At 65.5% G+C, this 12,323-nt stretch carries 11 protein-coding genes and 1 pseudogene; 8 read left to right on the top strand and 4 right to left on the bottom strand.

Annotated elements, in window-relative coordinates; all coding sequences use genetic code 11:
• The first annotated feature begins 58 nt into the window (after positions 1–58).
• Positions 59–1,483 (top strand): NAD(P)H-quinone dehydrogenase, encoded by a 1,425-nt coding sequence (locus G557_RS0102320; protein WP_028244807.1) that lies wholly within the window; start codon positions 59–61, stop codon positions 1,481–1,483.
• A gap of 75 nt (positions 1,484–1,558) precedes the next feature.
• Here the strand turns inward: G557_RS0102320 and G557_RS0102315 are convergent, their stop codons facing one another.
• Together G557_RS0102315 and G557_RS0102310 are read right to left on the bottom strand one after the other, a co-directional pair.
• Positions 1,559–3,349 (bottom strand): acetyl/propionyl/methylcrotonyl-CoA carboxylase subunit alpha, encoded by a 1,791-nt coding sequence (locus G557_RS0102315; RefSeq protein WP_036960322.1) that lies wholly within the window; start codon positions 3,347–3,349, stop codon positions 1,559–1,561.
• A gap of 108 nt (positions 3,350–3,457) precedes the next feature.
• Positions 3,458–4,120, bottom strand: coding sequence for a Maf family protein (locus tag G557_RS0102310; RefSeq protein WP_051224171.1), 663 nt, complete (start codon positions 4,118–4,120; stop codon positions 3,458–3,460).
• On the opposite strand from G557_RS0102310, the gene G557_RS0102305 reads away from it, so the two are divergent.
• From G557_RS0102305 to G557_RS11130, 4 genes are read left to right on the top strand one after another with little or no spacing between them, the layout of a single operon-like run.
• Positions 4,115–5,461, top strand: coding sequence for a class I SAM-dependent RNA methyltransferase (locus G557_RS0102305; protein WP_051224168.1), 1,347 nt, complete (start codon positions 4,115–4,117; stop codon positions 5,459–5,461). The genes G557_RS0102310 and G557_RS0102305 overlap by 6 nt on opposite strands.
• A 10-nt stretch (positions 5,462–5,471) precedes the next feature.
• The gene (locus G557_RS0102300; RefSeq protein ID WP_028244803.1) at positions 5,472–5,957 is read left to right on the top strand and encodes a hypothetical protein; all 486 of its coding nucleotides are present in this window, start codon (positions 5,472–5,474) and stop codon (positions 5,955–5,957) included.
• A 21-nt stretch (positions 5,958–5,978) separates the two neighbouring features.
• Positions 5,979–6,911, top strand: a complete 933-nt coding sequence (locus tag G557_RS0102295) for an ABC transporter ATP-binding protein (RefSeq protein WP_028244802.1) — start codon at positions 5,979–5,981, stop codon at positions 6,909–6,911.
• Positions 6,908–7,774, top strand: a complete 867-nt coding sequence (locus tag G557_RS11130; protein ID WP_051224165.1) for an ABC transporter permease subunit — start codon at positions 6,908–6,910, stop codon at positions 7,772–7,774. Before G557_RS0102295 ends, G557_RS11130 begins: the two co-directional genes overlap by 4 nt.
• 18 nt (positions 7,775–7,792) lie before the next feature.
• Here the strand turns inward: G557_RS11130 and G557_RS0102285 are convergent, their stop codons facing one another.
• Positions 7,793–8,017, bottom strand: a complete 225-nt coding sequence (locus G557_RS0102285) for a hypothetical protein (RefSeq protein ID WP_028244801.1) — start codon at positions 8,015–8,017, stop codon at positions 7,793–7,795.
• On the bottom strand, positions 8,014–9,630 hold the full coding sequence (locus tag G557_RS0102280; protein ID WP_051224161.1) for an acyl-CoA carboxylase subunit beta: 1,617 nt from the start codon (positions 9,628–9,630) through the stop codon (positions 8,014–8,016). Before G557_RS0102280 ends, G557_RS0102285 begins: the two co-directional genes overlap by 4 nt.
• Before the next feature lie 148 nt (positions 9,631–9,778).
• Here G557_RS0102280 and G557_RS0102275 point away from each other — a divergent pair, with 148 nt between their 5' ends.
• The 3 genes and pseudogenes from G557_RS0102275 to G557_RS0102265 form a co-directional block, all read left to right on the top strand.
• Complete coding sequence (locus G557_RS0102275; protein WP_028244799.1) at positions 9,779–10,558, top strand: biotin--[acetyl-CoA-carboxylase] ligase; 780 nt, start codon at positions 9,779–9,781, stop codon at positions 10,556–10,558.
• Positions 10,559–10,568: 10 nt separating this feature from the next.
• Complete coding sequence (locus tag G557_RS0102270) at positions 10,569–11,102, top strand: PH domain-containing protein (protein ID WP_028244798.1); 534 nt, start codon at positions 10,569–10,571, stop codon at positions 11,100–11,102.
• A 47-nt stretch (positions 11,103–11,149) separates the two neighbouring features.
• A pseudogene (locus tag G557_RS0102265) lies at positions 11,150–12,322 on the top strand (5-(carboxyamino)imidazole ribonucleotide synthase); the annotation flags it as partial.
• Position 12,323 lies beyond the last annotated feature (1 nt).

Raw genomic sequence — 12,323 nt, 5'->3', positions numbered from 1 at the left:
CGTGTGAGACCAGCCCGCCGGGCCGGTCGGTGCGCGACCAGGATGGGAATACAGTGCAATGGCGTATGAGTTCGGTGAGAAGCATGACCTTGTCGTAATCGGCGGCGGTCCGGGCGGTTACGAGGCGGCGCTCACCGGTGCGCAGCTGGGGGCCAATGTGACACTGATCGAGCGTTCTGGCGTGGGCGGTTCAGCGGTGCTGAGCGACGTCGTGCCGTCGAAGGCGCTGATTGCGGTGGCCGAGGCCATGACTAATGCTGCGGCCGCGCGGTCATTGGGCGTCGAGGTGTTCGTCGGTGATTCTGACACCCCAGTCGAACCCACCTACAAAGTCGATCTCAAAGCAGTCAACAGTCGTCTGCTCGATCTGGCGCGCAAGCAGTCAGCCGACATGACAGCGGCCCTCGAAAAGCAGGGCGTGCGCATCGTCAACGGCACCGGTCGACTGCTCAACCACCATGCAGTCGCCGCAGACCTTGCCGATGGCGAGGTCACTGAGTTTCACACCGACACCACGGTGATCTCGGTTGGTGCGCACCCGCGCAAGCTTGCCAGCGCCATGCCCGACGGCGAGCGAATTCTCACCTGGACCCAGCTGTACCAACTCGAAGAGCTGCCAGAGCACCTGATCGTGGTCGGCTCCGGTGTCACCGGCGCCGAGTTCGCCAGTGCGTTCCGTCATCTGGGGTCAGAGGTCACCCTGATCTCAAGCCGCGATCGCGTGCTGCCCGGGCAAGACGAAGACGCTGCCCGGGTCATCGAAGAGGTGTTCTTGCGCGAGGGCATGCATGTGCTCTCCAAGTCGCGCGCCGAAAGCGTTGTGCGTGATGGCGATCAGGTGATCGCCACGCTCTCTGACGGCACCACGGTGGTTGGCAGTCATTGCCTCATGGCGGTCGGTTCGATCCCCAACACCGCCGGGCTGGGGCTGGAGGGTGCGAACGTGCAGACCACGGCATCCGGCCATGTGAAGGTCAACCGGGTGGCGCGCACCTCAGTGCCTGAGATTTACGCGGCCGGCGACTGCACCGACTTCTTCCCACTGGCCAGCGTGGCCAATATGCAGGGTCGCACGGCGGTGTACCACGCATTGGGCGATGCCGCGCAGCCGATCAAATTGCGCAACGTGGCCTCCAACGTGTTCACCTCGCCCGAGATCGCAACCGTCGGCTGGTCGCAGGCGCAGATCGAAGAGGGGCTCGCACAGGGCGTCATCTACAAGTACCCCCTCGAAGAGAACCCCCGCGCAAAGATGCAGAACATCACCGACGGGTTCGTCAAGCTGTTCGCCCGCACGCAATCGGGCACGGTGATCGGTGGCGTCGTGGTGGCGCCCAAGGCCAGCGAGCTGATCTTCCCGTTGGCGCTCGCTGTTGAGCAGCGTCTGACGGTCGATCAGGTGGCCAATGCCTTCGCGGTATACCCGTCGCTCAGTGGTGCGATCACCGATGCCGCTCGGGCGCTGCACCTGCTCAAGGGCTGAGACCAGAGACCAAAAACGCGCTGACCGACCCGAATTTGCGTGGGCGGTCAGCGCGTTTGTGTGTGCGGGCGGAGGCTACTCGTCTTCGATGGTCAGCAGCACGTGCCCGGCTGAGACCGTCTGCCCGAGCGGAGCCTGCAGGTTGCGCACGTAGCCGGCGCGCGAGGCGGTGATCGGCTGCTCCATCTTCATGGCTTCGAGCACCACCAGGGGGTCGCCCTCGAGTACTTTCTGGCCTTCGGTCACGTCGACTTTGATGACGCTGGCCTGCATCGGGGTGGTCACTGCGTTGGATGCCGTGCCCGAGACCTCGGCAGGCTGAAAGCGGCGCTTGGGTGCGGCTTGGCTGGCGGTGCCCCAGTCTCCGTGGATGAGCACGTCAGGCACAGTGACCTCGATGCGGCGGCCATCCACCTCGAGTACGACCGGGCTGCGCGAGTCGAACACACTGGCCTCTGCGGGCGAGCCGCTCCATGGCGCGATGCGGTTGTCGAAGTCGTTTTCGATCCAGGTGGTGTGCACTTTGAAGTCGCCGTCGGCAGCCACGAAGTCGGGCTCGTTGACCACCACGCGGTGGAATGGCAGTGCGGTCGGAATGCCGGTGATTTCGAACTCGGCGAGTGCGCGGCGTGCGCGCTCGAGGGCCTGTTCGCGGGTGGCGCCGGTGATGATCACCTTGGCCAGCAGCGAGTCGAAGGCACCCGAAATCACATCGCCGCCGGTCACGCCGGAGTCGACGCGTACGCCGGGGCCAGTGCAGCCGCGGTACGAGGTGATCACGCCCGGTGCGGGGAGGAAGTTGTTGCCCGGGTCTTCGCCGTTGATACGGAACTCGATGGAGTGGCCGCGCAGCTCGGGGTCGCTGTAGTCAAGTTCGCCGCCCTCGGCGATGCGGAACTGCTCACGCACAAGATCGATGCCCGAGACCTCTTCGGAGACGGGGTGCTCGACCTGCAGACGCGTGTTGACCTCGAGGAACGAGACCGTGCCGTCGCGGCCGATCAGAAACTCGCAGGTGCCTGCACCGACGTAGCCGGCGGCGCGCAGGATCGCTTTGCTCGCCTCGTAGAGCCGGTGCTGCTGCTCGTCGGTGAGGAAGGGTGCTGGAGCCTCTTCGACGAGCTTCTGGTTGCGGCGCTGCAGCGAGCAGTCGCGGGTGCTGACGACAACGACGTTGCCGTGTGCGTCTGCGAGGCACTGCGTCTCGACGTGGCGAGGATGCACCAAGAATTTCTCGACGAAGCACTCGCCACGGCCGAACGCAGCTACTGCCTCACGGGTGGCCGACTCGAACAGCGCGGGAATCTCTTCGATGGTGTGCGCGACCTTCAGACCGCGGCCGCCGCCGCCGAACGCTGCCTTGATTGCAACGGGCAGGCCGACCTGCTCAGCGAAGGCTACGATCTCGTCGGCACTCGAGACCGGGTCGACCGTTCCGGGGGCCAGGGGAGCGCCGACCTGCTCGGCGATGTGTCGAGCCGAGACCTTGTCGCCCAGCGCCACGATGGCAGCCGGTGGCGGACCCACCCAGATCAGGCCGGCGTCGATGACGGCCTGCGCGAAGTCGGCGTTCTCAGACAAGAAGCCATAACCGGGATGCACAGCGTCAGCACCGGCACGTCGTGCCACCGAGATGAGTTTCTCGATCGAGAGGTAGGTGTCGGCGGCACTGTCGCCGCCGAGTGCGTAGGCTTCATCGGCCAAGCCGGCGTGAATGGCATTGATGTCCTGATCGGCATATACCGCCACCGATGCGATGCCGGCGTCGCGGGCCGCGCGGATGACGCGCACGGCGATCTCGCCACGATTGGCGACCAGCAGTTTGGTGATCTTGCGAGGCTCGACGGCCGACACAGGTGTGCTCATAGTGCACCAGCCTACGGTGGGGGTGTGCGCTGGCGGTGCAGCCACGTGCACAAAAACCCTCCACGGGTTTCGTGTGCTCCTACAAGGCCGGGTGGATGTGCGAGGGCGTCACAGCGCCGTCTCGCCTCGGTTCCACAGCTGTGGCCAACTCACCCCGAGCTGACTCGCAAGGTCGCGCACCATCGGCACCGACAGGCCGATCACGCAGCTGGGCGCGCCCTCAACGCGGGTGATGAACGCCTGCCCGAGCCCGTCGACCGTGAACGACCCGGCGACTTCGAGCGGCTCGCCAGTGGCCACATAGGCCTCGATCTCGGCGTCGCTGATATCACCAAACGTCACCCTGGCAGTGTCGACGGCACCGACCTCGGCCACCTGCGAGCCCCCGCGATGATCGATCAGCCAGTGCCCGGAGTGCAATATGCCCGTGCGGCCGCGCATGGAACGAATACGCTCGACGGCGCGTTCGGGCGTGTGTGGTTTGCCCAGGGCCACTCCGTCGAGTTCGAACAGAGAGTCGCCGCCGAGCACCAGCGCATCGACGTCGTCGTTGAGCACGGCCTGAGCTTTCGCCTGTGCCAGCACCAGCACCTTCTGCGCTGTCGTAGAGACCTGTGCTTCGGCGAGCACGGCATCTTCGTCGACGTGACTGGGGCGAAGTTCTGGTTCGATGCCGGCCGAGCGCAGCACAGCAAGTCGAGCCGGTGACGTGGAGGCCAGCAGCAGTGGCACGGTGCGCCGAGGCGAACCGCTAGAGTCGTTGACGTGCATCCCGAAACCTCCTCCAGCCTGCCCGGTGTCGGCGAGACCGTCGACCTTGATATTACCGGCGTCGCCCACCAAGGCGTGTTCGTGGCCCGTGACGGAGGCCGCGTCGTCTTCGTCTCGGGCGCCATCCCGGGCGAGCGGGTGCGGGCGCGCCTGATCGAGACCCGCCCGCGTTTCGCTCGCGCGGTGGCGTTGGAGGTGCTCGATGCCTCTGCCGACCGGCGACCGAACCCCGTGGCGGAGGCTGCGATCGCGCGCGCACCCGAGCAGCGAGTCGGCAGCGCCGATCTGGGGCATATCGCACTGCCTCGCCAGCGCGTGCTCAAACAGCAGGTGCTCGACGACGCACTGCGGCGCATCGGTCGCTTCACTGACGATCAGTTGCAGGGGCTGTCGACCTCGGTGCGTGCAGTCGGCGCCGAAGCTGGGCTGGTCTCGACCGGCGACGACAGTGCTGATGACGGTCTGGCAGTCGATGTGACCGACCCCGCCGGGCTGCCCGCGAATGCGCGCCCGGGGCTGCGCTGGCGCACCCGGGAGACCCTGCACGTCGCAGACGACGGCACCGTGGGGCATTTCGCAGCGCGCAGCCACACGGTGGTGCCGCTTGAGCGCCTCCCGCTGGCGAGTATTGCCATCGAGACGCTCGATGCCCACCGCCGACGGTGGGCAGGCCACGAGCGTGTGCAGCTGGTCACCGACGGCGACAGCGCGCGCATCGTGCTCGACGGTGGGCATCGTGCGACGGTGACCCGGCGCGTGCACGATCTCGAGCTGCTGGTCGATGAGGCCGGGTTCTGGCAGGTGCATCGCGACGCCGCGAACACCTTGGTCGACGCGGTCGCTCGAGCCGTCGATGTCTCGCGTATCAGCGTTGACGCGCCGCATCTCGATCTTTATGGCGGGGTGGGCATGTTCGGTGCGTGGCTGGCTCGTGCGGGCATGTCGGTGACCACTGTTGAAGCCGATGAGCGAGCGGCCGAATTGGCCGCGGTGAACGCCCAGCAGTTCGACCGACTCGACACCCGTGGCGAGAGCACGGAGCAGTTTCTGAAACGGGAGCGCGAGCAGGCCTCGGCCACGATGTATCGCGAATCGCTGGTTGTGTTGGATCCACCACGCTCGGGCGCTGGAACGAAAGTGATCGGCGATCTTGTCGCCCTGCATCCTGCGCAGATTGTGTATGTCGCCTGTGACCCGGTGGCGCTTGCCCGCGATGCCAGAGCGCTCGCCGACCAGGGGTATCGCCTCGCCGGGCTGCAGGCCTTCGATTTGTTTCCGCACAGTCACCATTTCGAGACTGTCGCCTCATTCATTCGAGAGGCGGCCAGCTCGACCCGGTAGGGTTGACGCCATGAAGGCCCTGACCGTCATCTCCCGAGCGCAGCCGTTTCTGGTCGCGCTGCTGCCAGTGCTGCTGTTCTTCGGCGGCGGGTTCTTCGTCGAGAGCGGCTGGCAGGTGCTGGTGCTTGGCGTTGGCGCGCCGTTGCTGTTCGCCGGCCTCATCGTGCTGGCCGTGCTGATCTGGCTGCGCCCCGATCGCCGCGCTCGCGGCGGGCTGGACTGGGCCGATGCGGTGAGCTGGCTGGCAGTCACCGCAGTGACCCTTCTCGCAGCATTCGCCGGCCCATTCGCGTGGTGGCGCATTTCGCTGCTGGCGCTGGTGGTGATCGTGGCGATTTGGGCCGCCGGATGGCGCCTGTTTCGCGAGAGTCATCGGCTGGTCGAACAGACCAAAGCAAGTTTTCGCGGTGCGAACACGGCGGGTCGCCCGGTCGACATCGGCGAGCTGACCGTGATCGAGATTGACCCGACCGACCAAGACCGACCTGGCCGCTGAGCCGAACAGAGGAGCCGCATTGTGATTGAAGTGCACGATCTGACCAAACGATATGGTGATCGCACGGCCGTCGACCATGTCAGCTTCGCAGTGCGCCCAGGAGTGGTGACTGGGTTTCTTGGGCCGAACGGCGCCGGAAAATCGACCACCATGCGATTGATTCTCGGGCTCGACAAACCCGATGCGGGCACGGCCACCGTCAACGGTCGCCCATATGTGCAGCATGCCGCGCCACTGCATGAGGTGGGCGCGCTGCTCGACGCCAAAGCCGTGCACGGTGGTCGAAGTGCACGCTCGCATCTGCGTGCTCTGGCCGCCACACATGGCATTGGGGCCGCTCGCGTCGACGAAGTGATCGAGATCACCGGTCTGACGAGTGTGCGTGGGCGCCGAGCCGGCGGCTTCTCTTTGGGAATGAGCCAGCGGCTGGGGATTGCTCAGGCACTGCTGGGCGATCCGCAGACCCTCATTCTCGATGAGCCGGTGAACGGTCTCGACCCCGATGGCGTGGTCTGGATTCGTCAGCTGCTGCGTGCCGAGGCCGCTCGTGGGCGCACCGTGCTGCTGTCGAGCCACTTGATGAGCGAGATGGCACAGACGGCCGACCACTTGATCGTGCTGGGTCGCGGGCGCATTTTGGCCGACGCGCCGGTTCGCGAGGTCATCGCTGCCGGTGGCCAGAGTCATGTGCACGTGCGCACGCCCGCTGCCGACCACCTGGCTGCTGCGCTGCAGCAAGACGGTGCCACAGTGACACCAAGCCCTGACGGAGGGTTCGACGCATATGGTGTTGACGCTGCGGCGGTGGGCGAGGCTGCTGCACGAGGTGGCTGGGCTCTGCACGAGCTGCACACCGTCGAGATCACCCTGGAGCAGGCCTACCTGAATCTCACCCACGGCCAGGTCGAGTACGCCGACCCGAGTGCCCAGACCGCGAATGGAGCCGATCGATGAGTCACGCTGCCCCCGCACCCACCTCACCGGCTGGATCAGCCATCCGCCTGCGCTTCACTGGTGTGCTCCGCTCGGAGTGGACCAAACTCTGGACGGTGCGATCCACCTGGTGGACCTTGTCGATTATGGTCACCCTGGTCGTCGGGATGAGCGCGCTGGTCGCATTCTCACTGGGCAGCGAAGACGTGGGTGCCAGCTTCTTTGGAGGTGGCACCGCAGCCGAGCAGCAGGCGCAGGCGTTCATGATCGCGACCAGCGGCGTGAGTTTCGGCGCGCTGGTGGTGAGCATCCTCGGCGCTCTAGTCGTCACTGGTGAGTACAGCACTGGGGCGATTCGTTCGACCTTCTTGGCGGTGCCAAAACGCTGGCCGGCCCTGCTGGCCAAAGATTTGGTGCTTGCCGCGGTGCTCTTCGTGCTGGGTGCGGTTTCGGCGCTGGCCAGCTATCTGATCACCGCCGCCCTGCTGCACAGCTTGCTGCCCGATCAGGTCGGTCTCGATGCCGATGCCTGGCGTGCGATCATCGGTGCCGGGGTCTACCTCGCTGCGCTCGCGCTGATCGCTGCGCATATCGGCGTGATTGTGCGCAGCACTGCCGGTGCAGTCTCGATTGCGCTGGGGCTCGTGCTCGTGGTGCCAGTCGTGCTGGCGATCATGTCTGGATTCGATATCAGCTGGGCGCAGACGGTCTCTGACTGGCTGCCCTCAAACTTGGGTGATGTCATCATGACGCTCGCGCTGCCAGAGAGCCTCGGCGGCACCGCCGACGGGCTCAGTGTGACCCAGGGCTTCTCAGGGCTTGCGGCCTGGGTGGTCGGCACCGGTGCCATCGCCTTGGTGCTGGTGCGTTCGCGCGACGTTTGAGCCGCACGTCGAAGTGGGTTAGTAGAGCTGGCGGTCTCGGCGCGCGGTGCGCTCCCGCTGACGCCACGTGGGGTCAGCAGGAGCCAGCAGGCGAGAGCGCTGCTCAAGCCACTCGTGGCGCTCGCGCTCGGCGATGCTGAGTGCGGCTGCCACTGCCGCCAGGTCTTCGGGCGATGGCGAACCGGCCACCACCTCGATGTGACGCAGGTAGTCGGCCGCTGTGTGATTTCGTGTGGTGCTCACAGCGGGATGTTCCCATGCTTCTTGGCCGGGCGGCTGTCGCGTTTGGTGCGCAGGGTGCGCAGTGCCTTGGTGATCTCGATACGAGTGGCTGCTGGCTCGATCACTCCGTCGAGTTCGCCACGCTCCGCGGCGAGGAAGGGACTGGCCACGTTGTACGTGTACTCGTTGGCCAGGCGCGCACGCACGGCCTCGACGTCTTCGCCACGCTCAGCGGCGGCTTTGAGCTCATGCCGATACAGGATGCTGACCGCGCCTTGACCGCCCATCACGGCGATCTCTGCGGTGGGCCAGGCGAGATTGATGTCGGCCCCCATCGATTTGGAGCCCATCACGATGTAGGCACCGCCGTACGCCTTGCGCGTGATGACGGTGATCAGCGGCACCGTGGCGTCAGCGTATGCATAGAGGAGCTTCGCACCACGGCGAATCACGCCGGTCCACTCTTGATCGGTGCCGGGCAGGTAGCCGGGCACATCGACCAGGGTGATGATCGGAATCGAGAACGCGTCGCAGAAGCGCACGAAGCGGGCAGCTTTCTCACCGGCGTCGATGTTGAGCGTGCCCGCCATCGCGGCAGGCTGATTCGCGATGATGCCCACGCTGTGCCCCTCGACGCGACCGAAACCGATCACGATGTTGGGAGCGAACAGCGCCTGCACTTCGAGGAACTCGCCGTCGTCGACGATGGTCTTGATGACCGTCTTCATGTCGTATGGCTGGTTGGTCGAGTCAGGGATGAGCTGGTTCAGACGGCGATCGACGTCGGTGATCTCGAGCTGTGCGTTGGCTGCATACACCGGCGGGTCGTTGAGGTTGTTGGCCGGCAGGTAGCTCAGCAGGGCTCGAGCATAGTCGAGCGCGTCTTCTTCATTTTGGGCGAGGTAATGCGAGACACCCGAAATCTTGTTGTGCGTGAGCGCACCGCCCAGCTCGTCAAAGGAGACATCTTCGCCGGTGACCGTCTTGATCACATCAGGGCCAGTGACGAACATGTGGCTGGTCTTGTCGGCCATGATCACAAAGTCGGTGAGCGCGGGGGAGTAGACCGCGCCGCCTGCGGCTGGGCCGAGCACGACAGAAATCTGCGGAATGACGCCGCTCGACTTGGTGTTCAGTCGGAAGATCTCACCGTACTTCGACAGTGCGATCACGCCCTCTTGAATGCGTGCGCCGCCCGAGTCGAGAATTCCAACGACCGGAATGCCCGTCTTGAGCGCCAGCTCCATCACCTTGACGATCTTCTCACCGGCGACTTCGCCGAGTGAGCCACCGAACACGGTGAAGTCTTGACTGTAGACCGCCACCTGGCGACCGTTGACCGTACCGGTGCCGACGACGACGGCGTCGCCATACGGGCGGTTTTTGTCCATACCGAAGGCGTGGGTGCGGTGGCGAACATAGGCGTCGAGCTCAACGAAGGAGCCTGCGTCGAGCAGTTCTTCGATGCGCTCACGAGCGGTCTTCTTGCCGCGGGCATGCTGTTTCTCGGCTGCCCGTGCTGCCGGCGCGACCACCGCCTCGCGGTAGCGATCGGTCAGGTCTGAGATGCGGTCGGCCGTGGTCGACGGCACGTTCTCGGCCGAGCTGTCTCGGGTTGAGTGGTCTGTGGACACCGGGGTCTCCTCGCTTGTCGAACGGTGTCGAGTCTACCGGCGGCCGGTCGGCCGACCTGTGTAGTTATCGTGCAAGACGATCCGATTCGAGTTGTACGGATTGGCAGTGCGCGCGTGGTGGCCCAGCGCAGCGCCGTATCATGAGCGCATGAGTTTTCCGCTGAGCGAGCAGGCTGCCGAGCGGCTGATCGTGCTCGACAATGCCACTTCAACCAACGCGGTGCTGGTTGAGGCCGCCGGCCGCGAGCACCTGTCTGAGTTCACTGTGATTGCCACCCTCGACCAGCGGGCTGGCCGCGGTCGCATGCAGCGGGTGTGGAACACCCCGCCAGACACCGCCTTGGCCGCGTCAGTGCTCTTTCACGTTCCGGCTGAACACGTAGACGTGCTGCCATGGCTGCCCATGATCGCCGGCACAGCGCTGCGTGCGGCCATCCGTGAGCTGGGCGGTGTCGCCGGCGTCAAGTGGCCGAACGACGTGCAGATCGGCGAACGCAAAGTCAGCGGCATTCTCAGTGAGATCGTCAGCGGCGGCACACAGCCGCTGCAGGTTGTCGTGGGCATTGGCGTGAACCTGCGGCAGACCGAAGCCGACTTCGCCGCGGCAGGCATTGACCTGTCGAGGGTGACCTCGCTCGCCCTGGCCGGAATCGACGCGAGTGCCGACGAGGTGCTCGCACATCTGCTGCACCAGTTGCGCAGCCACTGGCATCGTCTGCTGACCGGTGACGCCTCGGTCTTTGACGAGGTGCGTGCCGCCTGCACGACCATCGGCAGAAACGTTCGCGTGCTGCTGCCCGGCGACGCCGAGCTGATCGGTGTGGCCACGGGTATCGATGCGGGCGGGCGCATCCTGGTTCGCGCAGATGGGCAGACACAGGCGCTCTCCGTGGGCGATATCACGCATCTGCGCACGCTCGGCAGCTAGTCTGGTGAGCATGACCGCCACAGAGAATCGACCGATCCGGCTGCGCTCGCGAGCCGACCGTCTGCTGGCACCGGTCATCCTGACGTGGGCGGCCGTCTGGGGAGTGACCCAATACTGGGATCAGCTTGAGCCCTGGCGCACGTGGGCGATCACCGCAGTCTCGGTGTTGGTTGCACTGACTCTGCTGAGCTGGCTCGGGTGGCAGTCGCACGTGTATGAGATCGACAGCGAACACATCAGCGAGTCGTCAGGCGTGTTGCGTCGACGCCGCCGCGAGGTTGCGGCCGCGGCAATCACTGCCGTCGAGACGAGCCAGAGTCTGTGGCAGCGCACGCTCGGCGCCGGAGATCTGCATCTGGAGATCGGCGACGGCGAGTCATTGCGCCTGCGACATGTGCCAGACCCCAGGGCGGTGCAGCGGCTGATCACCGAGATCGCCGCCGAGTCTCGTGTGCGCATGCGTCACACACAGTTGGCCACATTCGAGACCGTCGCGCTCGCATCCGTGGGCGCCCAGACCAATGAGTCGTCGCTCAGCGACTGACGTGACAGTGAGCGGCGGGCGCAGCAGAGGCGACCGGGACGCCACAGAGAGGCAAGAGAATGAGTGACGTGGTCGGAGTTATCGGTGCAGGGCAACTGGCGAGAATGCTCACCCCGGTGGCGATCAACCTCGGCATCGAGTTGCGGGTTTTCGCTGAGAACGCCGGTGCTTCGGCATCGTTGGCCACCACGGTGGTTGGTGACTACACCGATGCCCAACAGGTGCTCGACTTCGCGCGCGGCGTCGACGTGGTGACCTTTGACCATGAGCATGTGCCACAGTCGGTGCTGACCCTTCTCGAGGCCGAGGGCATCGCGGTGCGCCCGGGGTCGGCCGCCCTGCGCTTCGCTCAAGACAAACTCGAGATGCGTGCCCGAGTTGCAGAACTCGGGCTGCCCCAGCCGCAGTGGGTTGCAGCTGCTGATGCCGCCGCGGTCGAAACGTTTCTGGCCGCCCACGATGGCCGTGCCGTGGCGAAGACTCCACGAGGAGGCTATGACGGTCACGGAGTGCGAGTCATCACCTCTGCAGCAGATGTGGCTGATTGGCTCACCGACGAGGCTCTCGCTCACGTCGGTGGAGCACTGCTCATCGAAGAGGCGATCGAGTTTCGTCGCGAACTCTCGCAGCAGGTGGCGCGTCGTCCCAGTGGCGAGATCGCCGCGTGGCCGTTGGTGGCCAGTGAGCAGGTCGATGGGGTCTGCGCCGAGGTGGTGGCGCCGGCACCAGACACCGCAGACGCTGTGCGTGACGAGGCCCTGCACATTGGGGTGACGTTGGCGGAGCGCCTCGATGTCACCGGTGCGCTCGCCGTCGAGCTGTTTGAGACCACCGACGGTCGGGTGCTGATCAACGAGCTCGCGATGCGTCCGCACAACTCGGGCCACTGGAGCCAAGACGGCGCCGTCACCAGCCAGTTTGAGCAGCACCTCCGTGCGGTGCTCGATCTGCCACTGGGATCAACCCAGCCCCGCGACGCGGTGACGGTGATGGTCAATGTGCTCGGTGGCACTCCCGAATCGGCACACGGCCAGGCGCTGCGTGAAGCGTTGGCGGCACATCCTGAGGCCAAAGTGCACTGGTACGGCAAGTCATACCGGCCGGGTCGCAAGGTGGGTCATGTGAACGTCTCTGGTGCGCATCCTGACGAAGTGCGCGATGCTGCACGCGAGACGGCCGCCCTGCTGGGTTCAGAGGTCGTAGACAGACTTGCACGGTAGG

The sequence above is a fragment of the Pseudoclavibacter soli DSM 23366 genome, assembly GCF_000423505.1.
Taxonomy (GTDB): domain Bacteria; phylum Actinomycetota; class Actinomycetes; order Actinomycetales; family Microbacteriaceae; genus Pseudoclavibacter_A; species Pseudoclavibacter_A soli.
This window is presented reverse-complemented; position numbering and strand designations above follow the sequence as displayed.

What these genes read in the sequence shown, in the direction of transcription:
- G557_RS0102320 (WP_028244807.1), top strand. Translation starts at nt 59, where the DNA reads ATGGCGTATGAGTTCGGTGAGAAGCATGACCTTGTCGTAATCGGCGGC.
- G557_RS0102315 (WP_036960322.1), bottom strand. Translation starts at nt 3,349, where the DNA reads ATGAGCACACCTGTGTCGGCCGTCGAGCCTCGCAAGATCACCAAACTG.
- G557_RS0102310 (WP_051224171.1), bottom strand. Translation starts at nt 4,120, where the DNA reads ATGCACGTCAACGACTCTAGCGGTTCGCCTCGGCGCACCGTGCCACTG.
- G557_RS0102300 (WP_028244803.1), top strand. Translation starts at nt 5,472, where the DNA reads ATGAAGGCCCTGACCGTCATCTCCCGAGCGCAGCCGTTTCTGGTCGCG.
- G557_RS11130 (WP_051224165.1), top strand. Translation starts at nt 6,908, where the DNA reads ATGAGTCACGCTGCCCCCGCACCCACCTCACCGGCTGGATCAGCCATC.
- G557_RS0102275 (WP_028244799.1), top strand. Translation starts at nt 9,779, where the DNA reads ATGAGTTTTCCGCTGAGCGAGCAGGCTGCCGAGCGGCTGATCGTGCTC.
- G557_RS0102270 (WP_028244798.1), top strand. Translation starts at nt 10,569, where the DNA reads ATGACCGCCACAGAGAATCGACCGATCCGGCTGCGCTCGCGAGCCGAC.